General features: G+C 68.2%; 26 protein-coding genes. 17 read left to right on the forward strand and 9 right to left on the reverse strand.

Annotation, left to right across the window (positions count from 1 at the left end; all coding sequences use genetic code 11):
• Positions 1-51: 51 nt before the first annotated feature.
• On the forward strand, positions 52-609 hold the full coding sequence (locus BM172_RS06950; protein WP_026636150.1) for an isochorismatase family protein: 558 nt from the start codon (positions 52-54) through the stop codon (positions 607-609).
• A 34-nt stretch (positions 610-643) separates the two neighbouring features.
• Positions 644-1,930, forward strand: a complete 1,287-nt coding sequence (locus BM172_RS06955; RefSeq protein ID WP_051548915.1) for an MFS transporter — start codon at positions 644-646, stop codon at positions 1,928-1,930.
• A gap of 174 nt (positions 1,931-2,104) precedes the next feature.
• On the opposite strand, the gene BM172_RS06960 is transcribed toward BM172_RS06955, so the two are convergent.
• Positions 2,105-2,572, reverse strand: a complete 468-nt coding sequence (locus tag BM172_RS06960) for a hypothetical protein (RefSeq protein WP_231504230.1) — start codon at positions 2,570-2,572, stop codon at positions 2,105-2,107.
• A gap of 364 nt (positions 2,573-2,936) precedes the next feature.
• On the opposite strand from BM172_RS06960, the gene BM172_RS06965 reads away from it, so the two are divergent.
• On the forward strand, positions 2,937-4,280 hold the full coding sequence (locus tag BM172_RS06965) for a hypothetical protein (protein ID WP_035323753.1): 1,344 nt from the start codon (positions 2,937-2,939) through the stop codon (positions 4,278-4,280).
• Between the two features lie 166 nt (positions 4,281-4,446).
• Here BM172_RS06965 and BM172_RS06970 read toward each other — a convergent pair whose 3' ends face one another.
• The gene (locus tag BM172_RS06970) at positions 4,447-4,794 is read right to left on the reverse strand and encodes an ArsR/SmtB family transcription factor (protein WP_035323755.1); all 348 of its coding nucleotides are present in this window, start codon (positions 4,792-4,794) and stop codon (positions 4,447-4,449) included.
• Entirely contained in the window at positions 4,778-5,242 is a 465-nt protein-coding gene (locus tag BM172_RS06975; protein WP_026636154.1) for an SRPBCC family protein, read from the reverse strand. Before BM172_RS06975 ends, BM172_RS06970 begins: the two co-directional genes overlap by 17 nt.
• Positions 5,243-5,434: 192 nt before the next feature.
• On the opposite strand from BM172_RS06975, the gene BM172_RS06980 reads away from it, so the two are divergent.
• Both BM172_RS06980 and BM172_RS06985 read left to right on the forward strand, forming a co-directional pair.
• The gene (locus BM172_RS06980; RefSeq protein WP_026636155.1) at positions 5,435-6,250 is read left to right on the forward strand and encodes a creatininase family protein; all 816 of its coding nucleotides are present in this window, start codon (positions 5,435-5,437) and stop codon (positions 6,248-6,250) included.
• 53 nt (positions 6,251-6,303) lie between these two features.
• On the forward strand, positions 6,304-7,488 hold the full coding sequence (locus BM172_RS06985) for a YncE family protein (protein WP_231504231.1): 1,185 nt from the start codon (positions 6,304-6,306) through the stop codon (positions 7,486-7,488).
• Between the two features lie 120 nt (positions 7,489-7,608).
• On the opposite strand, the gene BM172_RS06990 is transcribed toward BM172_RS06985, so the two are convergent.
• Positions 7,609-7,866, reverse strand: coding sequence for a GIY-YIG nuclease family protein (locus BM172_RS06990; RefSeq protein WP_026636157.1), 258 nt, complete (start codon positions 7,864-7,866; stop codon positions 7,609-7,611).
• Between the two features lie 66 nt (positions 7,867-7,932).
• Here BM172_RS06990 and BM172_RS06995 point away from each other — a divergent pair, with 66 nt between their 5' ends.
• The 3 genes from BM172_RS06995 (at position 7,933) to BM172_RS07005 (ending at position 9,228) form a co-directional block, all read left to right on the forward strand.
• On the forward strand, positions 7,933-8,274 hold the full coding sequence (locus tag BM172_RS06995) for a zinc ribbon domain-containing protein YjdM (protein ID WP_026636158.1): 342 nt from the start codon (positions 7,933-7,935) through the stop codon (positions 8,272-8,274).
• Positions 8,275-8,373: 99 nt separating this feature from the next.
• Positions 8,374-8,742 (forward strand): hypothetical protein, encoded by a 369-nt coding sequence (locus BM172_RS07000; protein ID WP_026636159.1) that lies wholly within the window; start codon positions 8,374-8,376, stop codon positions 8,740-8,742.
• Positions 8,743-8,853: 111 nt separating this feature from the next.
• Complete coding sequence (locus BM172_RS07005; protein ID WP_026636160.1) at positions 8,854-9,228, forward strand: hypothetical protein; 375 nt, start codon at positions 8,854-8,856, stop codon at positions 9,226-9,228.
• 40 nt (positions 9,229-9,268) lie between these two features.
• Here the strand turns inward: BM172_RS07005 and BM172_RS07010 are convergent, their stop codons facing one another.
• Together BM172_RS07010 and BM172_RS07015 are read right to left on the reverse strand one after the other, a co-directional pair.
• Positions 9,269-9,763, reverse strand: a complete 495-nt coding sequence (locus tag BM172_RS07010; protein WP_026636161.1) for a VOC family protein — start codon at positions 9,761-9,763, stop codon at positions 9,269-9,271.
• Between the two features lie 124 nt (positions 9,764-9,887).
• Entirely contained in the window at positions 9,888-10,280 is a 393-nt protein-coding gene (locus BM172_RS07015; protein ID WP_026636162.1) for an ExbD/TolR family protein, read from the reverse strand.
• 188 nt (positions 10,281-10,468) lie between these two features.
• On the opposite strand from BM172_RS07015, the gene BM172_RS07020 reads away from it, so the two are divergent.
• Both BM172_RS07020 and BM172_RS07025 read left to right on the forward strand, forming a co-directional pair.
• Positions 10,469-11,344, forward strand: a complete 876-nt coding sequence (locus tag BM172_RS07020; RefSeq protein WP_051548916.1) for a DUF3014 domain-containing protein — start codon at positions 10,469-10,471, stop codon at positions 11,342-11,344.
• 314 nt (positions 11,345-11,658) lie between these two features.
• Positions 11,659-12,867, forward strand: a complete 1,209-nt coding sequence (locus tag BM172_RS07025) for a multidrug effflux MFS transporter (RefSeq protein ID WP_026636163.1) — start codon at positions 11,659-11,661, stop codon at positions 12,865-12,867.
• A 4-nt stretch (positions 12,868-12,871) separates the two neighbouring features.
• Here the strand turns inward: BM172_RS07025 and BM172_RS07030 are convergent, their stop codons facing one another.
• Complete coding sequence (locus tag BM172_RS07030) at positions 12,872-13,369, reverse strand: hypothetical protein (RefSeq protein ID WP_026636164.1); 498 nt, start codon at positions 13,367-13,369, stop codon at positions 12,872-12,874.
• Positions 13,370-13,573: 204 nt separating this feature from the next.
• On the opposite strand from BM172_RS07030, the gene BM172_RS07035 reads away from it, so the two are divergent.
• From BM172_RS07035 to BM172_RS07045, 3 genes are all read left to right on the forward strand, one after another.
• The gene (locus tag BM172_RS07035; RefSeq protein WP_026636165.1) at positions 13,574-14,173 is read left to right on the forward strand and encodes a 2'-5' RNA ligase family protein; all 600 of its coding nucleotides are present in this window, start codon (positions 13,574-13,576) and stop codon (positions 14,171-14,173) included.
• A 182-nt stretch (positions 14,174-14,355) separates the two neighbouring features.
• Positions 14,356-15,129 (forward strand): class I SAM-dependent methyltransferase, encoded by a 774-nt coding sequence (locus BM172_RS07040; protein WP_026636166.1) that lies wholly within the window; start codon positions 14,356-14,358, stop codon positions 15,127-15,129.
• A gap of 4 nt (positions 15,130-15,133) precedes the next feature.
• On the forward strand, positions 15,134-15,343 hold the full coding sequence (locus BM172_RS07045) for an oxidoreductase-like domain-containing protein (RefSeq protein WP_026636167.1): 210 nt from the start codon (positions 15,134-15,136) through the stop codon (positions 15,341-15,343).
• Here BM172_RS07045 and BM172_RS07050 read toward each other — a convergent pair.
• Positions 15,340-16,389, reverse strand: coding sequence for an HDOD domain-containing protein (locus BM172_RS07050; RefSeq protein ID WP_051548917.1), 1,050 nt, complete (start codon positions 16,387-16,389; stop codon positions 15,340-15,342). The genes BM172_RS07045 and BM172_RS07050 overlap by 4 nt on opposite strands.
• 189 nt (positions 16,390-16,578) lie before the next feature.
• Here BM172_RS07050 and BM172_RS07055 point away from each other — a divergent pair, with 189 nt between their 5' ends.
• Entirely contained in the window at positions 16,579-17,577 is a 999-nt protein-coding gene (locus tag BM172_RS07055; protein WP_026636169.1) for an LLM class flavin-dependent oxidoreductase, read from the forward strand.
• 135 nt (positions 17,578-17,712) lie between these two features.
• Here BM172_RS07055 and BM172_RS07060 read toward each other — a convergent pair whose 3' ends face one another.
• Positions 17,713-18,543 carry a DUF72 domain-containing protein gene (locus BM172_RS07060; protein WP_026636170.1) on the reverse strand — a complete coding sequence of 277 codons (831 nt, stop codon included), beginning with the start codon at positions 18,541-18,543 and terminating at the stop codon, positions 17,713-17,715.
• Between the two features lie 142 nt (positions 18,544-18,685).
• On the opposite strand from BM172_RS07060, the gene BM172_RS07065 reads away from it, so the two are divergent.
• The 3 genes from BM172_RS07065 to BM172_RS07075 all read left to right on the forward strand — a co-directional run bounded on the left by BM172_RS07065 (position 18,686) and on the right by BM172_RS07075 (position 23,091).
• Positions 18,686-19,669 carry a TolB family protein gene (locus BM172_RS07065; protein ID WP_026636171.1) on the forward strand — a complete coding sequence of 328 codons (984 nt, stop codon included), beginning with the start codon at positions 18,686-18,688 and terminating at the stop codon, positions 19,667-19,669.
• Positions 19,670-19,764: 95 nt separating this feature from the next.
• Positions 19,765-21,408 (forward strand): serine hydrolase, encoded by a 1,644-nt coding sequence (locus tag BM172_RS07070; protein WP_026636172.1) that lies wholly within the window; start codon positions 19,765-19,767, stop codon positions 21,406-21,408.
• Positions 21,409-21,471: 63 nt separating this feature from the next.
• Positions 21,472-23,091, forward strand: coding sequence for an alpha/beta hydrolase (locus BM172_RS07075; RefSeq protein WP_026636173.1), 1,620 nt, complete (start codon positions 21,472-21,474; stop codon positions 23,089-23,091).
• Positions 23,092-23,104: the final 13 nt, after the last annotated feature.

Raw genomic sequence — 23,104 nt, forward strand, 5'->3', positions numbered from 1 at the left:
ACCCCGCGCGCCCGCGCGGCGCGTCGTTTCCCCGCAACGACGGAGTTCCCAATGAGCATCACCGCGATCGACGCGAAGACCGCACTCATCCTGATCGACCTGCAGAAAGGCATCGTCGGCTCCAATACCGCGCATCCGGTCGACGCCGTGCTCAAGCATGTGCGCGAACTCGCCGATGCATTCCGCCGCCACCAGCTGCCGGTGGTGCTGGTCAATGTCACCGGCGGCGCGCCGGGGCGCGTGGAGCAGCGCGCGAGCGGCGAGCGTCCGGCGGACTGGGCCGAGCTGGTGCCTGAGCTGGATGCGCAGTTGGGCGATCTGCGCGTGACCAAGCAGACCTGGGGCGTCTTCGCCAGCACTGGCCTGGCCGATGAATTGCGCAGGCTGGGTGTCACCCAGGTGGTGATCGGCGGCATCTCCACCAGCATCGGCGTGGAATCCACCGCGCGGCAGGCGTTCGAAGGCGGCTTCAATGTCACCCTGGCGATCGATGCGATGACCGATACCAAGGCCGAGGCGCACGACAACAGCATCGCGCGCATCTTCCCGCGCCTGGGCGAGACCGGCCGCACGCGCGAGATCGTCGAGCGCCTCGACGCCCGCGCATGAGCGACGGCACGGCATCCGCGACGGACACGGGCCGGTGCTAGGCGCGTTCCGCTCGCTGCGCAGCTACAACTACCGCGTGTGGGCGGCCGGCGGCCTGGTTTCCAACGTCGGCACCTGGATGCAACGCACCGCGCAGGATTGGCTGGTGCTGACCGAGCTGACCCAGAAGAACGCCACCGCGGTGGGCATCGTGATGGCACTGCAGTTCGGCCCGCAGCTGGTGCTGCTGCCGCTTACCGGCTATGCAGCCGACCACTTCGACCGGCGCAAGCTGCTGTTCGCCACGCAGGGCCTGATCGGCGCGCTGGCGCTGGGCCTGGGCCTGCTCACGCTCGGCGGCTGGGTGAAGCTGTGGCATGTGTATCTGTTCGCCGGCTTGCTCGGCGCGGTGGCGGCGTTCGATGCGCCGGCGCGGCAGACTTTCGTATCGGAACTGGCCGGCGAGGAAGACCTATCCAACGCGGTGGCGCTCAATTCCACCTCGTTCAACGCGGCGCGCATGATCGGCCCGGCGGTGGCCGGCGCGCTGCTGGCCTCGATGAGCGCGGGCTGGGTCTTCCTGATCAATGCGCTTTCTTACGTGGCGGTGCTCGCCTCGCTGTGCATGTTGAAGGCCGACCAGCTGCATCCGCGGCTGCGTCCCGCGCGCCATCGCGGCAGCCTGATGGAAGGTTTTCGCTATGTGTGGCACCGGCACGACCTGCGCGCGGTGCTGCTGATGCTGTTCCTGATCGGCACCTTCGGCCTGAATTTCCCGATCTTCATTTCCGCGATGGTGGTGAAGGCCTTCCACGGCGAGGCGGACCAATACGGCCTGCTGACCTCGCTGATGGCGGCAGGCTCGGTCGCCGGCGCGCTGTTCGCGGCGCAGCAGGCGCGGCCGCGGCTGAGTTATCTGATCGCCGCGGCGCTGTGCTTCGGCGTGGGCTGCGTGCTGGCAGCGGCGATGCCCACCTATGTGTGGTTCGGCGTGATGCTGGTGGCGGTGGGCATGGCCGCGCAGACCTACACCACCTCCACCAACAGCCTGGTGCAGTTGTCGACGGAGCCGGCGATGCGCGGGCGGGTGATCGCCATCCAGTTCGCCATCGCCCTGGGCGGCACGCCGATCGGCGCGCCGCTGGTGGGCTGGGTGGCCGATACGCTGGGGCCGCGCTGGTCGCTGGGGCTGGGTGCGTTATCGGGCCTGGCGGCGGTCGCAGTCGGTTGGCGTTATTTCGTGCGCTACCGGCAGTTGCGCATGTTCGTCGAGGGCGGGCGCCTGCGCTTCAGCGTGTCGTTGACCACCGAGGCGAGCAGGGCGGCGGCGGAACAGCCTTGAGCGGGACAAAAAAAGCCGCGTCCGCCGGGTGTGGTGGCGGACGCGGGAAGAAGCGCCTACAGGGGTGGAGAGGCGCGAGCTACGAGGTCGGTCCGGCGTCCCGGCCGGGCGCGCGAGATATGCCGATCCCGGCGTGAGGCGGCCGTGAATGCAGCGGCCTCACGCCGGTGGCGGTCATTGCGGCGCGATGTGCGTGCTGCATTCCACCGGGTCGGTGCAGGGCGTATCCGCGGCGCGCAGGCGCAGCGAGCCGTCCGATGCGGGGGTGGCGGTCACCTGCAGCGTGCCGTCGTTGTAGACCGTCTCGCCGGTCGTCGGCGCCGCATCCGCCGCTCCGGCGGTGAGGTTGGCGCCCGAGCCCATCGGCAGGACCAGGAACTGGCCGCCGGCGGTGGCAAACGCGCCCAGCACGCGGCCGTTGAGATCGTTGACCTGCACGAAGCGCACGCCGTCGCGCTGGAACACATAGACATGCCAGCGCGGGCTGGCGCTGACGTCCGGTGCATTGGGCCAGGCCTGGCCGAGGCCGGAGGCAGGCCCGGTGGCCTGCGCAGCCAGGGGCGCCAGGGCGAACAGGACGAACGCAAACAGGGACAACGGACTGCGCCGGAACGCGCCGCGATGCGTGATGGAACGAGTCATGGCCTTACCCCCTTTCATGGGTGTGGTGGTTACGCGCACTGCACGAGCTCCCCCAGGCTAGCGCCGTCCGCGCGCAGATGCTGCGACGTCTTAGTCCGGTTGGCGCCAAGGCGGAGTCTTTTTACAGACTCCCGCCCGTCACATCGTCTGCACGCCGCTGGCGCGACCTTACCGCCGCCGCGCCAGGGGGGCGCATCAGGGGGCATCGCAGAACCATCTCCCAGCCCAGGATTCCTGGCGACGCAGGTCGCCGGCAAGCGATCGGCATGAGGCCGGTCCGGGGTCAGCCGCATCCGGACGAGAAGGAGGCGCGGACGCAAGGTCCACGCCCAGGGGGTTCATTTATGCAAAGGGAGCAGATGCAATGCGCATGAATCGATTAGGGATATGGGGAGCGCTGGCCGCGCTGAGCTTCGTCGCCGGAGCGGCGAACGCGGGCACCTTTCCGGATTTCGGCTACAAGCCGCCGTCCAGCTATACCGGCGCCTTGTTCCAGTTGAGCCAGGATTATCCGAAGCAGATGCCGAACTCGGCGCCGCCGGCTTTCTTCGCCCAGGTGCCCAAGCCGCTGACCAACGATTTCGAGAAGTGGCGGCCGTACGTGGACGAGGTGAAGAAGTATTGCCTGGAAGGCAATGTGGAAACCGACTGGGTGGTGCAGAAGAACCGCGTACGCCGCTGGTACCACGCGCCGTGGCAGCACTACGGCCCGGATGGCCGCGAAGGCGTGCATGGCCTGACCAAGGAAGCGCAGATCCAGCCGCTGCAGCTCGCGCCGACCCAGAAAACCGCCGGCCAGACCTATGCGGTGGGCATCTACAACGACCTCGGCGGCTACACCTTCGGCCAGGTCTGGAAGGATCCGCAGAATCCCGATCCGCGCTACACCTCCAAGCCCAACAGCTTCCCGAACGGCACCGTGGTGTGCAAGGCGCTGTTCGCCGACGTGGTGCAGTCCGAGGTGCCGTTCCTGCAGAACCCGGTGCAGTGGGATGCGTACATCACCGACTCGTTCAAGTCGTCCAACCGCGTGATGCGCAAGGTCGCGCTGATCCAGATGGACTTCGCCGTGCGCGACACGCGCATTCCGGGCACGGGCTGGATCTTCGGCACCTTCCAGTACAACGGCGCCAAGACCGGCAAGGCGGGCTGGGACAATCTAGTGCCGGTAGGCGTGATGTGGGGCAACGATCCGCAGGACAACGGCAACACGTACAGCAATCCGCAGCCGACGGTCACCAAGATCAACCCCAACCTGAAAGAGACGGCGATCAACGCCAACACCAGGGAATTGCCACCCACCCACCTGGGTTGGAATGGCCGCCTCAACGGACCGGTGGACAATCCGGTCAGCGCCTGCATGAGCTGCCACATGACGGCGGAAGCGCCGGCGGTATCGCCGATGAATCCGACCTTCCAGGCCAATCCGCCACCGATGGGTTCGCCCGAGTGGATGCGCTGGTTCCAGAACGAACCGGCCGGCCAGCCGTTCGATCCGGGCAAGGCCTTGAGCACGGACTACAGCCTGCAGCTGGCCGGTGGCCTGCAGAACTTCTATGACTGGAAGTGCAACCAGGGCGGCGTGTTCGTCAACGGCGGCGACGCCTGCACCAATCGCGCGAACGTGCGGCTGCAGCTCAATGCCGTGCCGAAGCCGGTGAAGATCTTCAAGGTGACCCGCGATCCGGGCCTGGACGATATCCACTAAGGAAAGCATGCGTCCACCCTCTTCCGAGGGGGAGGGTGGATCCATGCCGGCGCAGGTTGGGGTGAGCCGCAGGCGAAGCCCGACATGGGAGCCTCAAGACGTATCGCAACGTTGGGGTTCGCCTGCGGCTCACCCCAACCTACGCTGGCGCTGGGTCGAGCGAAGATCAGTCTTCGACGAAGTTTTTCAGGCGCAGCAGCGCGGCGTCCCATTGCGCCGCGATCGCGTCGAGCGAACGGCGCGCTTCCTCGATGCGCGACAGCTCCAGTTCCCAGCGCCGCTCGCGCCCCAGCTTCGCATCGCGCACCAGTCCCGCTTCCGCCAGCACCTGCAGGTGCTTGGTCACCGCCTGCCGGCTGATCTCGGTGCCGACGGTGAGCTGGGCGATCGACATCGCGCCGCCGGCGCAGAGCAGGGCGACCAGGCGCAGGCGGGTGGCGTCGCCGAGCGCGGCGAACACCGGGGCCGCGCGCTGCAGCACGGGCACGGCGATGGATTTACTGCGTGTCGACATGGCGGCGGATGTTTTCCATCTGGGCGTCCCAGCCGCCGCTGTTCATGCGGTAGGCCTCCTGGCGGCGCGCGGCCGGGATGCGGTCGAAGCCGGATTCGACCACGCGCAGCAAGGTGCCGCCGGCCTGTTCCTCCAGCGTGAACTCCACCAGGGTGGTGGGCTCGTCCGAGTAGTCGTTGTTGGGATCGATCGCATACGGATGCCAGCGGAACGAGAGATAGCGCTCCGGCTCGATGCGTTCGACCAGCGCCTCGAACACGACGTGTTCGTAGCCGGGGTAGGTGATGTTGCCGCGCGTGTATTGGCCGGGCACGAAGCGCTGGCCGGTGAGCTTGACGCCGAACCAGCTGCCGAAGGATTCGGCATCGGCGAGTGCCTGCCACACGCGCGAGCGCGGGGACTTGAGCTGGACCTGGCGTTCGATGCGGTCGGTCGACGAAACGTTCATGCGGTCCTCCGGGGATCGGGTGGGGCAGGTTGAAATGCAACTTGGAGGTTGCATGTTAGGTCGCTCGCCGTTTAAATGCAACCAACCGGTTGCCTATGGCCGGGGCCGCTTTTCTGCCTGTTCCCAGTCATGTTCCGCGCTGGCCATGGTGCTAACGTGTCGCGCCGTCGTATCCGCTACACGAATCCCCGCATGACACATCCGTTCTGGCGCGCTCTCGTCGCCATCCTGCTGCTCACCTGTGCGCATTGCGCGCTCGCCCAGACGCCGCGCAGCGTCATGCTGGAAGACCTCACCTGGACCGAGCTGCGCGATGCGCAGCAGGCCGGCAAGACCACCATCATCATTCCGATCGGCGGCACCGAGCAGAGCGGCCCCGGCGTCGCGCTCGGCAAGCACAACGCACGCGCGGCCTTCCTCGCGCGCAGGATCGCCGAGCGCCTGGGCGATGCGCTGGTGGCGCCGGTGGTGGCCTATGTGCCGGAAGGCGCGATCTCGCCGCCGCAGGGCCATATGAAATTCCCCGGCACTATCACCGTGCCCGATGCGGCTTTCGAAGCCACGCTGGTCTCGGCGGCGCAGAGCTTCGCGGCGCATGGCTTCCGCAACGTGGTGTTCCTCGGCGACCACGGCGGTTACCAGAACGACTTGAAGCGCGTGGTGGCGCAGCTGGACAAGGCCTGGGCCGGCAAACCGGTGCACGCCTTGGTGCCTGCCGCGTATTACCAGGCCAGCTCAGACGGCTACGCCGCCATGCTGCGCAAGCAGGGCTATCGCGACGACGAGATCGGCATGCATGCCGGTCTTGCCGATACCTCGCTGCAACTGGCGGTGGCGCCGCAGATGGTGCGCCTCGATGCGCTCAGGCGCGGCCCGAAACTGGGCGCCGCCGACGGCGTGTTCGGCGGCGATCCGCGCCGCTCCAGCGCCGCGCTCGGCCAGGCCGGCGTCGATGCTATCGTTGCGCGCACCGTGGACGCGATCCGCCAGGCCACGGCCGGCCGCTGAGCTCACGGGCCGGGCTTTCCCTCATCCCTCGAAGAACCAACGGAACTCCCATGATGTCTCGATCCCTTCGCGCGCCGCGGCTTGCCACTTTCGCAAGCGCGCTGGCCGGCCTTGGCCTTTCCCTCGCCGCGCAGGCCGCACCGCCGGTGCAGACCGTGGCCGGCATGCCCGCCGTGGTCAATCCGGCCAACATGTACACCGAGGCGCGCGCCGGCAACTTCAGCCCGGCGGTGAAGGGCGCGCTCGAGCGCATCTACGTGCCGAACCTGCGTTCGGACACGGTGTCGGTGATCGACCCGGCCACCTACAAGGTGATCGACACGCTGCCGGTGGGCCGCAGCCCGCAGCACGTGGTGCCGGCGTGGGATCTGCAGACGCTGTGGGTGACCAACAACGCCGAAGGCCGCAGCGATGGCAGCCTCACGCCGATCGATCCGAAGACCGGCAAGGCCGGCAAGGCGATCGAGGTGGACGATCCGTACAACATGTACTTCACCCCGGATGGCAAGGAAGCGATCGTAGTGGCCGAGGCGCACGCGCGGCTCGACTTCCGCGATGCGCACACCATGCAGCTGCACAACAGCCTCGACGCGCCGCAGTGCAAGGGCATCAACCACGCCGACTTCTCCATCGACGGCCACTACGCCATCTTCACCTGCGAGTTCGGCGGCAAGCTGGTCAAGATCGACATGGTCAAGCGCAAGGTGCTCGGCTATCTCGACCTCGATGCCAAGGGCATGCCGCAGGACATCCGCGTCTCGCCGGACGGCAAGGTGTTCTACGTGGCCGACATGATGGCCGACGGCGTCTTCATGGTGGACGGCGACAGCTTCACCAAGATCGGCTTCGTCAAGACCGGCATCGGCACGCACGGCCTGTATCCCAGCCGCGACGGCAGCAAGCTGTACGTCGCCAACCGCGGCTCCAACCACGTGCACGGCGAGCGCCGCGGCAACAAGAAGGGCGTGAACAAGGGCAGCGTGTCGGTGATCGATTTCGCCACGCGCCAGGTGGTGGCCAACTGGCCGATCCCCGGCGGCGGCAGCCCCGACATGGGCAATGTGAGCGCGGACGGCAAGACGCTGTGGCTGTCGGGTCGTTACGACGATCTGGTCTATGCCTTCGATACCGCTACCGGTGCGGTGCGCAAGATCAAGGTCGGCGCCGAGCCGCACGGGCTCGCGGTGTGGCCGCAGCCGGGGCGGTATTCGCTGGGGCATACGGGCATCATGCGCTGAGGCGCAACCGCGTAGGTTGGGGTGAGCCGCAGGCGAACCCCAACATCCATCGCGCCCATTTGCACCGCGATGTCGGGGTTCGCCTGCGGCTCACCCCAACCTACAGCAGCCACGCGGATGTCAGGGCTTCAGGAAGTCGATCTTCTTCCCCTTCGGCAACTGCTTGATCTCCCATTCCGCGCGCGACGCTGCCGCGCGATCCGCATACGACCTGGAACCCAGCAATCGCAACGGCGGATGCGAGCGCGTATACCGCGCGCCCTTGCCATCGACGTGCGCCCGATAGCGCGCCTCCAGATCGTTGGTGATGCCGGCGTAATACGAACCGTCGCGACATTCGATCAGGTAGAGGAACCAGGGGCGTTCTTCGTTGGGCACGGTGGCAGCAGGGCGGTGGCGGCGGCCGGTATAATCGCCGGTCGTCCATCTCGCAGGAACCCCGCCATGTCCGACATCCCCGCCTGTCCGCGCTGCGGCATGGAAAACACCTACCCGGACGGCGACAACTACGTCTGTCCCGACTGCGCCCACGAATGGCCGATGGCCGCCGCCGCGACGGAAGAGGAAGCGATGCTGGTGCGCGACGTCAACGGCAACGTGCTCAACGGCGGCGACACCGTGGTGGTGATCAAGGACCTCAAGGTGAAGGGGTCTTCCATTGTGCTCAAGCAGGGCACGGTGATCCGCAATATCCGCCTGGTCGACGGCGATGCGGAGCACATCGAAGGCAACTCCGACAAGATCAAGGGCCTGGTGCTGAAGGTCTGCTTCCTGCGCAAGGCCTGAGCCCGCGGCACGCGTCCCGGAAGCGGCGCTCAAGAAATCCCGTTGGCGGCCGATAGGGCGGTAATCGTCCATCGCCGCCGTCCGGAGCCGTTCCGCCTCATGCACAAAACGCCTGCCCGCCTGAGCGGCAACCGCGTCGACTGGGACGACGAGCGCCTCGCCGCCCTGCTGAAGAAGACTGAGGGCTGGACCCTGGACAACCGCGACACCGCGGAGCCGCTGGAGGTGCAGTTGCACGTCGGCTGGGGCGCATCGACCGGGCGGCATGCCAGCCTGGTGTGGGAGCGCGATCAGGCCGTGGTGGTGGTGACCGCTTTCGCCATCGCAGTCGGCGAGCACGTGCGCATCGACCGCCATGCGGGCGAGGAGGTGCGCAGCGCCTGGGGCGTGGTGGTGGACGGGCGCGAAGGCTTCCGCGCCGGGGATCGCGAAACCGGCGCCTGGGTGCACTGGGTGCACATGCGCTGAGATCTGCCGGAACGGCGGCACCGTTCACCCAAAATCGGCGCGAAAACGGCACAATCGCCGCATCCCGCGGCGCGCGAGGCGTGCCGCTCCCGATCGCGAGGTGCCGCGCCCATGTCCTTCCACAAGCCCCCGTCCAAGTGGGAATCCAACAAGGTCGACTGGTCCGATCCGGACCTGAAGGCCTTGCTCGACCGCTCGGTGGGCTGGACGCTGGACAACCGCAGCGGCTTCGACGCGCAGCGGGTGGAAGTGCATATCGGCTGGAGCGCCGGCGGCGGCCGGCCGGCCTTGCTGGTGTGGGAACGCGGGCAGGCCCTGGTGCTGGAGACGCAGTTCCCGATCCCGAAGGACGAGAAGGTGCGCATCGACCGCATGACCACCGCCGGCCTGCGCAGCGTGTGGGGCGTGGTGGCGGACGGGCGCAAGGGCACCCGCGAGGGAGACTTGGAAAACAATATCCACGTGCACTGGGTGCACATGCAGTAAGCGGGGCGCGCAGACCGGCGGTCCGCACGCCCCGGAGGCTTCAGGCCGCCGCCTTGCGGATCTGCTCGAGGTCGATCTTGCCCATCTGCATCACTGCGCCCATCGCGCGCGCCGCCTTGTCCTGCTCCGTGCCGGTCATCAGCCGGATCAGCTCCTCGGGCACGATCTGCCACGACAGGCCGTAGCGATCCTTCAGCCAGCCGCAATGGCTTTCCGCGCCGCCGCCGGCGACGAGGCCGTTCCAGAAATGGTCGATTTCCTGCTGCGAGCGGCACTGCACGACCAGCGAGACCGACTCGTTGAACTTGAAGATCGGGCCGCCGTTGAGGGCGGTGAAGGCCTGGCCGTCGAGCTCGAAGGCCACCGTCATCACGTCGCCTTCCTTGCGTCCGGACGCCTGGGCCACTTCCTTGGTGTAGCGCGCCACGTGGGTGATGCGCGAGTTCTCGAACAGGGATACGTAGAGCCTGGCCGCCTCTTCGGCCTCGTGGTCGAACCACAGGAATGGGGTGATGCGCTGGAATCGGCTGGTCATCGCTGGATCCTCGTGAGTGGGTGGCAAAGACGCCGCAAGGTGGCGTTCCATCCAGGCGACGAACGGCGAAATCGGGAATCGACACGAGGGGACGAAAAAATCCGTCCCCTCGTGCCGGCTCGGCCTATCGCGCGAAATCGATGCCGGCCAGGCCTTGCGCCTTGGCCTGCGCCAGCACGTGGGCCACGGCCTGGTACGCCGCGCCGTCGGCGGCGTTGATGACCAGGCGCGGCGGTTCGGCCTGCTGCGCGGCGACGGCGAGCTGGGTGTCGAGCTGGCCCTGGTCGATCGGCGTGTCGTTCCAGTACAGCGAGCCGTCGGCCTGGATCGCCAGGCGGATCGGCTCGGCCGCGGGGAGCGCCTTGCCGCCGGCGCCGGGCAGGTCGATGCGGGTGCGGTGGGTCACCACCGGCGCGGTGATCATGAAGATGATCAGCAACACCAGCAGCACGTCCACCAGGGGCGTGACATTGATGCTGGAGATGGCACTGCTTTCGGCACGGACAGAGAAAGCCATGTTCTTCCTCCTGGCGAAGCGTCGATGTGGTCGAGCGGAATGCCGCGGCCGTTGGGGGATGCCGGGGCGAATCCAGGTTACTGCGCTCCGCGCGAATCCCGCCATGGGGGGCGCTGCGGCCAGGCAGGATGAACCATCCGGGACATGCCCAGTCTCATCCTGGTGGCGATGAAGCGAGGAACGAAGCAGTGAAGAAACAGCAGAACTCATTCGGTGCGTGGCTGGTGGCGGCGATCGTGGTGGCCGGAGCGATCGCGGGTGGCGTGTATCTATGGCGCAAGGGACTGCAGAACCCGGAGGCCGCGGCGCCTGCGCCGGCTACGGCCGCCAGCAGCGCCGCGCCGGCGGCCGCGTCGTCAGCGATCCGCCATCCGATCGCCGAGGCCGGGCCGGCCGCGGCATCGACCGCGGCGCTGCCGGCGCTCGACGGCAGCGACGGCACGGTTGCCGACGAACTCGCGCGCCTGGGCGGCGACGATCTCGCCGGCCTGCTGCTGCGCGAGCAGATCATCCCGCGCATCGTCGCCACGGTGGATGCGCTGCCGCGCCAGGGCGTGGCCACGCGCATCCTGCCGCTGCGCACGCCGCGCGGCGCGTTCGCGGTGGACGAGCAGGAAGGCAGCATCGAACTGTCATCGCGCAATGCCGAGCGCTACACGCCGTATGTGCGGGTGGTCGATGCGGTGGACGCGCGCCAGGCAGTGGCCTGGTACGTGCGCTACTACCCGCTGTTCCAGCAGGCCTATCGCGAGCTCGGCTACCCGCGCGGCTATTTCAACGACCGGCTGGTCGCAGCGATCGACAACATGCTCGCCGCGCCGGACCTCACCGCGCCGATCGCACTGGTCCGCGGCGATACCTATTACCGCTTCGTCGATCCGTCCCTGCAGGGGCTCTCCGCTGGACAGAAGCTGCTGCTGCGCATGGGGCCGGCGAACGCGGCGAAGATGAAGGCGAAGCTGCGCGAGATTCGTGCGGCGCTGGTGGGGCAGGGCCCTTCCATGTCCTCGACGCCCAAATTGGAATCCTTCTCCAGCCGGGAGAAGGTGCCGGCAGGCGGATGAGGGTGCGGGCGGAGCGGTGCGCATCACTTCCGCGCTCCGCCCGTACCCTCACCCCCACCCCTCTCCCGGAGGGAGAGGGGCTTCCCACGCGACACTTTGCGAGCTTTCCCATCGCTGCGACTGAGGGTCGCGAGGTAAAGTGCTCGTCCGTTGCGCCGTGCAATGTGGCGCGGCGGACTTGCATTTCTATACTTGTTGGTTCAATAATCCACGCCTCGCCGAGGCTTCCTTTTGTGCCGTCACGCCAGCCAGCGCTGGCCGTTCCGGCTGCACCGTCCCGGCCGCTCGCTTCGCTCTCGCAAGGAACCCCACCCATGAATACCCGGCTTTTCGGGGCGGCGCTCATTCTGGGCCTGCTGTCGGCCATCGGGCCGTTCGCCATCGACATGTACCTGCCGGCGCTGCCGACCATCCGCGAGGCGCTGCGCACCGACGTGGATACGGCGCAGATGAGCCTGATGGCGTTCTTCGCCGCGGTGGGCATCGGCCAGCTGATCTACGGGCCGGTGTCGGACATGGTGGGGCGCAAGCCGCCGATCTATTTCGGCCTGGTGCTGTTCGCGCTGGGCAGCATCGGCTGCGCGATGGCGCCGGACATCCACATGCTGATCGCGTTCCGCTTCGTGCAGGGCCTGGGCGCCTGCGCCGGCATGGTGATCCCGCGCGCCATCGTGCGCGACATGCATACCGGGCACGACGCCGCGCAGCTGATGTCGCTGTTGATGCTGGTGTTCAGCGTGTCGCCGGTCCTGGCGCCGCTGACCGGCAGCCTGGTGATCCGCCTGACCAGCTGGCGCGGCATCTTCTGGACGGTCGCCGTGGTCGCAGTATTTGGTCTGGTGCTGGCGGCGACCGCGCTGAAGGAGACGCGGCCGCGCGAGGCGCGCGTGGCGAGCAACGCGCGCACCGCGCTGGCCGCCTACGGCACGCTGCTGCGCGATCCGCATTACCTCGGGCTGGTATTCATCTGCTCGTTCGGCGTGGCGAGCTTCTTCGCCTATCTCGCCAACTCGTCGTTCGTGCTGATCGACCACTACGGCCTGTCGCCCACGCTGTATGGCCTGGCCTTCTCGGTCAACGCGGTGTCCTTCATCGGCGCGGCGCAGTTCACCGGCGCGCTGGGCAAGCGCTACGGCCTGCCGCGCTTGGTGCGCAGCGCGGTGGTGGGCTACAGCCTGGTGATGGTGGCCCTGCTGCTGCTCAACCTGGCCGGCATCGACAACCTCGGCGTGATGATGGCGCTGCTGTTCGTCGGCTACGGCTTCCTGGGCCTGGTGATGCCCAGCTCCGCCGTGCTGGCACTGGAAGAGCACGGCAAGATCGCCGGCACCGCCTCGGCGTTCCTGGGCACCATCCAGTTCGCCACCGGCGCGTGCGTGATCGGCGTGGTCGGCCGCTTCCTCGACGGCACGGCGCGGCCGATGCTGGCCGGCATCGCGGCCTGTTCGGTGATCGCACTGGTGCTGGCGCAGCGCACGCTGCGCCAGCGGCCCGCACCGGTGGCGGAAGCGTCGGCCGATTGAGCGCTCAGGTCAGCACGGTATGCGCATGAAACGGCAGTAAGGTCGCGCCCGTCCGCGCTACTGCCGGTTCCGCCTGCTCGAGCTTGTCCTTGCTTGCGTCCAGTACCACCAGGATGTGGCCGGAGGCGATTTCGGCGCTGAACTTGCGATGGATCACGTCCGGCACCTCGCTGCCGATCAGCGCGCCGGTCCAGCCGCCGACAGCGGCGCCAGCCACCGCCGCGAAGCCCGCGCCCGCCAGGGGCACGCCCAGCGGCGGCACTGCCGCGGCGAGCAGCCCCAGCAACAGGCCGGAGCCACCCCCGCAGGCCACGCCGCGGAGCGCCGACGGCACGAAATCGGTGCGCCCGGTCATGCGGTGGTCGGGGATGTTCTTCAGCTCGATATCGTCGCGGGCGACCAGGCAGATATCGCTGTCGTCGATGCCGGCGTCGAGCGCGGCGTGCATGGCGGCGCGCGCGGCGTCCAGGTCGGGCGTGCTGAATACGCAACGGGTCTTCATGGGCGACCTCCCGCCGGCAATCCGGCGCGGTGTGCCCCGCGCGGTGCGGTCATCCGGGCCGCCGCGCGGAGCGTGGCTTCCTGGCGCTATTGTTGGCCCGCGAAAGTGAGCATTGCGTGCCGCTGGTGTTATCGCTGCGTGGCATGCTCCCCCGCGTCACGAGGCTTGCGCTAAGGTGCGCGCCGATGCACAGCGATTGCCGCCATGACACCGAACGTCTTTGACACGCCCCAGCTGGACCTGCTGGGCGGCCAGACCGAGCCTGCGCAGACGCATCGCCTGTTCTTCGCGCTGCTGCCGGACGAGGCCACGTGCGCCGCGTTCGCGCAGGTCGCCGATACGCTCAAGGCCGGCCAGCCCGGCCTGCGCGCGCGCTGGGTGGCGCCGGCGCGCTACCACGCCACGGTGCATTTCCTCGGCGACCATCCGATGCTGCGCGGCGACATCGTGCAGGCTGCGGCGCGCGCCGGCGACGGGCTGCAGGCGGGCGCGTTCGACTGGACGCTGGACTATGTCGCCAGCTTCCACGGCCGCGAACCTCCCTGCGTGCTGCGTTCCTCGGTGGTACCCGCGCCGTTGCAGGAGCTGTGGACCCGGCTGCGCGAAGGCCTGATCCGCGCCGGCCAGGGCGTGCACCTGTCGCGCACCTTCACCCCGCACGTCACCCTGGGCTACAGCCGCGGCGGCATGCTGCAGGAGACGCCGGTGGGACCGCTGGCCTGGCGGGTGGAGCGGCTGGCGCTGGTGCACAGCGTGGTGGGGCAGGGCGACTATCGGCTGCTGCATACGTGGGCGCTGGCCTGACGTTGATCGTAGGTTGGGGTGAGCGCAGCGAACCCCAACGTGGCGGCAGGGTGAGGTTTCCGTTGGGGTTCGCTGCGCTCATCCCAGCCTGCGTCGCGCTGGCGCAGCCCTGCCGAAAGTCCTTGGCTCGCCCTGGCGGTTTGGGCGCACAATGCCGCTCCCAGCCCTCGCGGAGTTCCGTCATGCGTACGACCGTTCTCGCTGCGTTGATCGCCCTCGCCCTGCCGCTCGCCGCCTCCGCCGCGCAACCGTCCAAGCCGGCCGGCGCGATACCCGCGAACATCGCCGCCGCCGTCGCCGATCCGGCGCGCAAGGCCGATGCCGCCAACAACGATGCGCGCCGCAAGGGCGGCGAGCTGCTGGCCTTCGCGCAGGTCAAGCCGGGGCAGAGCGTGGTCGACCTGATTCCCGGTGGCGGTTATTTCACCCGCCTGTTCAGCGCCGCCGTCGGCGCCAAGGGACACGTATATGCCGTGTGGCCCAACGAATACGCGCAGGAAGCCGATTCCGACGTGAAAGGCTCCAACGCGCTGGCCGCCCAGCCGCACTACAAGAACGTCAGCGTGCTGCTGCAGCCGGGCAACCAGTTCAGCGTGCCCAAGCCGGTGGACATGGTGTTCACCTCGCAGAACTACCACGACTATCCGGACAAGTTCATGGGCAACATCGACCCGGCCGTGCTCAACAAGCAGGTATTCGATGCGCTCAAGCCGGGTGGCTTGTACGTGATCGTCGATCACGTGGCGGAAGCCGGTTCGGGCATGCGCGACACCGACACGCTGCACCGCATCGACCCGGCCATCGTGAAGAAACAGGTGGAAGCGGCCGGCTTCGTGTTCGACGGCGAGAGCGAGGTGCTGCGCAATCCCGCCGATCCGCACAACATCAAAGCGTTCGACAAGTCCATCCGCGGCCATACCGACCAGTTCGCGTATCGGTTCCGCAAGCCGGGCTGAGCGTTTGACGGATTCGCATGACCATCCTTCGCCGGAAGGCTTCGCGCCTTCCGGCGATCCGCGACCAGTCAAGCCCATCGAGCCCGATGCGCTCGACTGCTGCGGCGAGGGCTGCGTGCCCTGCATCTACGACCTGTACGAAGCGGCGCTCGATCGCTACCAGGCCGAGCTCGCCGCGTGGCTGGAACGCCACCCCGACGCGCTGGAAAACTAGCAGCCTTTCTCGCGCGGCATCGCATCGAACTGATGCTGCAGATCCTGCTGGCAGCGCGCCACCTGCGCGGGCGCGAAGCGCTTCGGCCAGGCCTGGCTGAGATCCGGCATGGTGTCGAGCACGCCATGGTCGCGCAGCAGCTGCGCCATCGACAGGTAGTGCGCGACATGCAGCGTCCTGCCCAGCGGCGACATCGTCTCCGGCGCTTCTTCCTCGGCGTGTTCCAGCAACGCCTGGATCACCGGCCCGGGCATTTCCCAGTGGCGCGCCGCGCGCAGCGTGAGGCTGGCGCCGAGCTGGGCGCAGCCGTCGAGGAAGAAGGGACTGAGCGTCTCCGGCGAAGGAATCTCCTCCATGCTCAGCAGATGGATCACCGCACCGGTGCCCGTATTGGACACGATGCCGGCGAGGTAGGCCTCGAACGGATCGCAGCCGGCGAACTTGCCGAGGAAGGCGCTGGCATGCGCGCAGCGTTCCGCGTGATCCCACAGCCGCTGTCCCGCGACCAGGCCGTGCGCGCCGGCGCTGGCCTGCAGGATCGGCTTCATCATGTGCTGCGTGGCCACGCGGCGCAGCCCGTCCTGGCCCAGCAGCACCACCGCGTGCTGCAGGCTCTGGATCGAATGCAGCGTGCGGTAGTAGATGCTGCGGCTCACCCGCATCACCTCGCCGACCAGCATCGGGTCGCGCCCGACCAGGCGCGCCAGCTCGGCGCCGGCCACGTCGTCGTTCTTCAGTGCATGCAGCAGCTGCGGCAGCACCGCAGGCAGGCGCGGCAGGCTGCGCACGTCGAAGCGTTCGCCGACGATCTGCAGGCGCCGCAGCAGGGCGGCTTCGTGCGGGTTGTCGCCTTCCTGCGCGTCGGGCAGGCCGAGCATGAAGCGCTGGAAGCGTCCGGCCAGCATGGCCAGTTCCGGCGCGGGGGCGGCCGGCGGCGGCGCGGGGGCGGCGGCCGGCGTCCTGGCGGGGCGCTGGAACTGGGCGCGCACCAGCGGCGTCGGTGCGGGCAGGGGCGAGGGGGCGAACAAGCGCCTTAGCCAGTACATCGTGTCGTTCTCCCCTGGTCCCGCGGACGCGGCTTCCCCCGCCGGGTTATCGGCTGCCCGGATCAAACCTGTAGACGCGGGCCGGCGCGGATCGCCCGACTTGCAGGCCGCGCCACGTTTTCTGTACCGGCCAGGCTGGCAATGCCCGCGTCCGCCCCCAGATCGGAGGCTTCGTCGCGAGGACACTCCATGATTCCGTTTTCCGTACTCGACCTGGCGCCGGTCACCCAGGGCAGCACACCGGCGCAGGCCTTCACCAACAGCCTCGACCTGGCCCGCCTGGCCGAACGCCTGGGCTACCGGCGCTACTGGCTGGCCGAGCACCACAACATGCCCGGCATCGCCAGCGCCGCCACCTCGGTGCTGATCGGCCATATCGCCGGCGGCACCTCGACCATCCGCGTCGGCGCGGGCGGCATCATGCTGCCCAACCACGCGCCGCTGCAGGTGGCCGAGCAGTTCGGCACGCTGGCCTCGCTGTATCCGGGCCGCATCGACCTGGGCCTGGGCCGCGCGCCCGGCACCGACCAGCCGACGGCGCGCGCGCTGCGCCGCTATTACGACAGCGCGGATGCGTTCCCCGAGGACGTGCAGGAACTGCTGATGTATTTCCAGCCGGCGCAACCCGGGCAGGCAGTGCGTGCAGTGCCCGGCGCGGGCATCGACGTGCCGGTGTGGGTACTCGGCTCCAGCCTGTTCGGCGCGCGCCTGGCGGCGGCGCTGGGTCTGCCGTATGCGTTCGCCTCGCACTTCGCGCCGGATGCGATGGATGAAGCGTTGGCTTTGTATCGCCGCGACTTCCGGCCGTCGGAGCACCTGGCGCAGCCGCACGCGATGTTGGGCATCAACGTCATCGCTGCGCAAAGCGACGCCGAGGCGCGGCGCCTGTTCACCACGCAGCAGCAGAGCTTCATCAATCTGCGCCGCGGCATGCCGGGGCTGATTCCGCCGCCGATCGACGACATCGAGAGTTACTGGACGCCGACGGAAAAGTTCGGCGTGGAGCGTGCGCTGGCGTGTTCGGTGGTGGGCGATGCGGATTCGGTGCGCGAAGGCTTGCTGGCTTTCATTGAACGGCACAAGCCCGACGAATTGATGATCACCGCGAATGTCTTCGAGCATGCCTTGCGGCGCAGGTCGTACGAGATGGTGGCGGCGATTCGCGAAGAGCTCGCCGCGGCCGCGTAACGCTTTTGCCGTCATTCCGGCGCAGGCCGGAATCCAGTAGCGATATCGCCGGCTTTTCGCGAGAGCCTATCCAATCGCTTTCGCGAAAATCCAGCATAGTCGCCACTGGATTCCGGCCTGCGCCGGAATGACGAGCTAATCGCGATCGACCAGCCCCTGCAGCGCCATCGCCGCCGCAGGATTCAAATGCTTCGCCGCGCTGATGAAGTAAATGAAGACATCGCGCGGCTCCGTCTTCGCCAGCGGCGCGGCGAAATGCGGCAGCTCCTCGCTATCCTCGCCACGGGCCCAGCGCCGCGCGCGATCCGCCCACGCATCCAGCGCAGCGGCGGGATAGCCGGTGGGCTCGCCATCCGCCGAACGCATCAGCCGCGCATAACTGAAATCGCCCGTCAGATCCGCAAGGTTCGGATACTCGGGCGAATCGGTATACACGGTGGGAATGCGCTGCGACCGCGCCAGCGCCACATAGTCCTCGCACAGAAAGCTGCGATGCCGCACCTCCAGCACATGCCGCAGCGGCTTGCCGTTCAAGCTGCGCGGCAGCAGGTCCAGGAATGCCGCCAGGTCATCCGCATCGAACGCGCGCGACGGCGGCAGTTGCCACAGGATCGGCCCGAGGCGGTCGCCCATCTCGGCCAGGCCGCCATGCACGAAACCGTCGATGCCCTTGCCGGTGGCGGCGAGGCGCTTGCCCTCGGTGACATAGCGCGGCGCCTTCAGCGAGAACACGAAGCCCTCCGGCGTCTGGGCCGCCCAGCGCCCGTAGGTCTCGGCTTTCTGCGCGCCGTAGTAGGTACCGTTGATCTCGATCGCGCGCAGGTGGCGGCTGGCGTATTCCAGCTCGCGCCGCTGCACCAGGCCCTCGGGGTAGAAATTCTTGCGCCAGGGCGCGTAGTTCCAGCCGCCGATGCCGACGCGGATGCGTTCGGCGCGGGGCGTGGCGCTGCTGAAGAGATCGTCCATCGGCTCGGCTTCGCGGGTGTTGCGGGGCCGGCGATGATGCCATGGCAGGGCGTGAACCCGCGGTCGTGACTTCAGGCACGCGCCGCCGTCCGGGCCGGGGCGTATCCAGGCGCATCGCCGTTCCGGCATCGGGGGATCGTCCATGAAACCGCTCGCTTACGCCTTGCTGTCGCTGGGCCTCGCCATGGCCTCGATGGCCATGGCCGATACGCGCGAAGCCGCGCCGGAGATCTTCGCGCCGGGCGTGGTGTCCGGCCCGGCCAACGAGGACTCGGCCGCGTTCTCGCCCGATGGCCACACGGTGTTCTTCGATCGCATCAGCTGGCCCAACGCGGTGATCCTGGAATCGCACAAGATCGGCCATGCCTGGTCGGAGCCGAAGATCGCGCCGTTCTCGGGACAGTGGCTGGACCACGATCCGGCCATGGCGCCGGACGGCTCTTTCCTGGTGTTCACCTCCAACCGCCCCGACACCCCCGGCGGCAAGGCGCTCGACGGCGTGATGGCCAACGGCAAGGTGCTGCACGCCGCGGGTGGGCATCTGTGGCGCGTCGAGCGCAAGGGCGACGGCTGGGGCGAGCCGGTGCGCCTGCCCGACGCGGTCAACACCAGCACGCGCACTTATGCGCCGAGCGTGGCCGCCGATGGCAGCGTGTATTTCCAGCGTCCCGGCGACGACGACGATTTTCGCCTGTACCGCACGCAATACCGCAACGGCGCCTACCAGGCGCCGGAACTGGTGGCGCTGGGCGATGCGGCCGCGCACAAGCTCGACCCCGCGATCGCGCCGGACGAGTCCTTCATCGTGTTCGACGCCGACTATGCGGGGAAGGGCAAGCCCGATCGCCTGTACATCGCCTTCCGCGAAGGCACCGGCTGGGGCGCGCCGGTCGACCTGGGCGACGCGGTCAACGCCGGCGATCCCTGGGGTGCGCACCTGGGGCCGGATGGCCACACGCTGTACTTCAGCAGCCATCGCGCGGAGAAGGTGAGCTACCCGCGCACGCGCGAGCAGGCGGAGAAGGACCTGGCGCGCATGCAGGCCTGGGACAACGCCAGCGAGAACATCTGGTCGGTGTCGCTGGCGCCGTGGCTGGAAGCACGCGGCAAGCCCGCGCACGGCTGAGTTGGCAGGCGCCCCGGCGCCGCGTGACTTCCCGCGCTGGCGCCGGCGCGGCTTTGCCGCGATAGTTGGCCGCTTTCGCCAAGCTGGAGCCGACGATGTCCCGACGAGTGCTGTCCCCGCGCCTGGCCTGCTGCGCCGCGCTGCTGGCCTTTGCCGTTGCCCCGGTCCGGGCGCAGCCGCCACTGCAGGACGCCGCGCCGGCCGCCGCCGCCAGCGCCGCGCTGCCGGCGCAGCTGCAGGACTTCCAGGCCTACGTCGACAGCGCGCGCAAGCAGTTCGACGTGCCCGGCATCGCCGTGGCCATCGTCAAGGACGGCAAGGTGGTGCTGGAGCAGGGCTTCGGCGAAAAGGAAACCGGCAAGCCGGGCGCGGTCGACGCGCATACGCTGTTCGCCATCGCCTCCAACACCAAGGCCTTCACCGCAGCCGCGCTGCAGATCCTGGCCGAGCGCGGCAAGCTGAAGATGGACGATCGCGTGATCGACCATCTGCCGTGGTTCCAGATGTCCGATCCGTATGTCACGCGCGAGATGCGCATCCGCGACCTGCTGGCGCACCGCAGCGGCCTGGGTCTTGGCGCCGGCGACCTGCTGTACTGGCCGCCGACCAGGTACAGCACCAGGGAAGTGGTCGAGCGCCTGCGCGAAGTGCCGCTGGCCACCAGTTTCCGCAGCGCCTACGCCTACGACAACATCCTGTTCGCGGTGGCCACGCTGGTGATCGAGCAGGCCTCGGGCCAGAGCTATGCGGACTTCATCCGCGACAACCTGTTCAAGCCGGTGGGCATGGACGAGTCGCTGGTCGACATGACGTATCTGAAGCCTGGCATGGACGTGGCCATGGGCCATGCCAAGTTCGACTTCAAGGACCTGAAACCGGTGCCGCCGATGGCCTGGGTCAACAATCCCGGTGCCGGCGGCATCTACGCCAGCGTGCACGACCTGGCCAGGTGGATGAACGTGCAGCTCGCCGGCGGCGCGCTGTCCGATGGCAAGCAGCGTGTGTTCAAGGAAGAGAGCCAGAAGCAGATGTGGTCGATGCTCACGCCGATGCGCATCGGCGAGCCGCCGGTGCCGGAACTGGCCGCGACCAAGCCGAACTTCGCCGGCTACGGCGAGGGCTGGTTTCTCTCCGACTATCGCGGACAGCGGCTGGTGTGGCACACCGGCGGCTGGCCCGGCATGGTCTCGCGCCTGACCCTGGTGCCGGAGTTCAAGCTCGGCGTGGTGGTGCTGACCAACCAGGAATCCGGCGCCGCGTTCAACGCCGTCACCTATCGCGTGCTCGACGCCTACCTGGGCCGTGACAAGACCGACTGGGTCGCCGCCTACGCCGCGGCGGTGAAGAAGTCGGAAGACAAGGCCGACGACAGCTGGAAGAAGCACGAGGCCGCGCGCGACAAGCACAGCAAGCCTTCGCTGGCGCCGGCCAGGTACGCCGGCACCTATCGCGATCCGTGGTATGGCGACGTCGTGGTCGCGCAGGAAGGCGGCAAGCTGCGCCTGCGTTTCAGCAAGACGCCGCAGCTGGTCGGCACCATGACGGCCTGGCAGCACGACACTTTCGTGGTGCGCTGGGACGATCGCTCGCTCAACGCCGATGCCTTCGTCAGCTTCACGCTCGACGCCGACGGCCAGATCCGCGAAGCGCGCATGCAGCCGGTCTCGCCGCTGACCGACTTCAGCTTCGACTTCCAGGACCTGCGCCTGGCGCCGGTGAAGAACGCCAAAGAAGGTTGAACCCATCCGGCGGCGGCGCCGAAGCGCTGCCGCCTTTCTCGTCAGGTTTTCAGGGAGAACGCCATGCTGCTTCGCCGTCCCGTCGCCGCCGCGCTGCTGGGCCTTGCGCTCGTCGCCGGCGCGCAGGCCCGCACCGACGCGCCTGCCGCGCATCACTACGTCCAGGTGCAGTTGGGCGGCGCGCAGAAGGCGCCGGTCGGCGGCCGCCTGCTGCTGTTCGTCACCAGCGCCGCGGCCGCGAAGGCCGAAACAAAGGACGGCAAGGTCGAGGAAGTGGACGTCAATCCGCTGCAGCCGGACCAGACCCTGGTCGCCGCGCGCGAAGTTGCGCGCCTGGCGCCCGGCGAGACGGCGATCCTGGATGCGGACGACATCGCCTTCCCGGGCCCGCTGGCCAAGCTGCCGCCGGGCGACTACCTGGTGCAGGCCGTGCTCGACGCCAACCACAACTACAACTACAGCGGGCGCGGCCCCGGCGACGTGGTCAGCGAGGTGACGCCGCTGCATCTGCCGGCAGCCAGCTTGCCGACCTTGCAGTTGACGAAGACGCTGCCTGCGCGCGAGGCGTGGACGCTGCCGCCTTCCGCGCCGAAGGAAATGCGTGACGCCGTCGCGGGCGCGCGCGAACACGCGCAGGCGATCGACTTCGTCAGTCCCGCGCTGTCGGCGTTCTGGGGCCGTCCGATCCATATGCGCGGCTGGGTGCTGCTGCCGCCGGACTACGACGCGAAGAAGGCGGAGCGTTATCCGGTGGTGTATTACACGCACGGCTTCGGCGGCGGCGGCGATCGCCTGTACGGCCCGATCGTCAACAGCTACGTGGCGACCGGCAAAGGCGAGATGCCGCCGATGATCTGGGTCTTCCTCGACGAGTCCAGCCCCACCGGCACGCACGAGTTCGCCGACTCGGTGAACAACGGACCGTGGGGCAAGGCGCTCACCGAGGAACTGATTCCCTCGCTGGAAAAACAGTACCGCATGGACGGCAAGCCGCAGGGGCGCTTCCTCAACGGCCATTCCTCCGGCGGCTGGGCCACGCTGTGGCTGCAGACGCGCTATCCGAAAGTGTTCGGCGGCACCTGGTCGACCTCGCCGGATCCCAGCGATTTCCATGACTTCACCGGCGTCGATCTGTACCTGTCCAACGCCAACGCGTATCGCAAGCCGGATGGCTCGGCCAATCCGCTGATCCGCGACAAGGGCAAGGTGCTGGCGACTTTCGAGCAATACGCGAAGCTCGAGCGCGTGCTCGGCGAATACGGCGGCCAGCTCGCTTCGTTCGACTGGGTGTTCTCGCCGCGCGGCGCCGATGGGCGGCCGCAGCCGATGTTCGATCGCGATACCGGCGCCGTCGATCCGGCGGTGGCGGCGTACTGGATCGAGCACTACGACATCGCGCATCGCCTGCAGCAGGAATGGCCGGCGCTGAAGCCGGACCTGGACGGCAAGATCCACCTGATCGTCGGCACCGCCGATACCTTCTACCTCGACGGCGCGGCGCATCGCCTGAAGGCGGTGCTCGATGGTCTGCATGCGAAGGCCGAGGTGCGCTTCATTCCGGACCGCACGCATTTCGACCTGTACGTGCAGGGCGACGATCGTTGGGCCTTGCTCAAGCAGATCACCTGGGAGATGTACGGCATCGCGCGCCCGGGTTCGAAGTTGAAGCCGCCCGCGAAGTGAGGACAAAGCCCCT

The organism is Dyella marensis (genome assembly GCF_900112865.1).
GTDB classification, from domain to species: Bacteria; Pseudomonadota; Gammaproteobacteria; order Xanthomonadales; family Rhodanobacteraceae; genus Dyella_D; species Dyella_D marensis_A.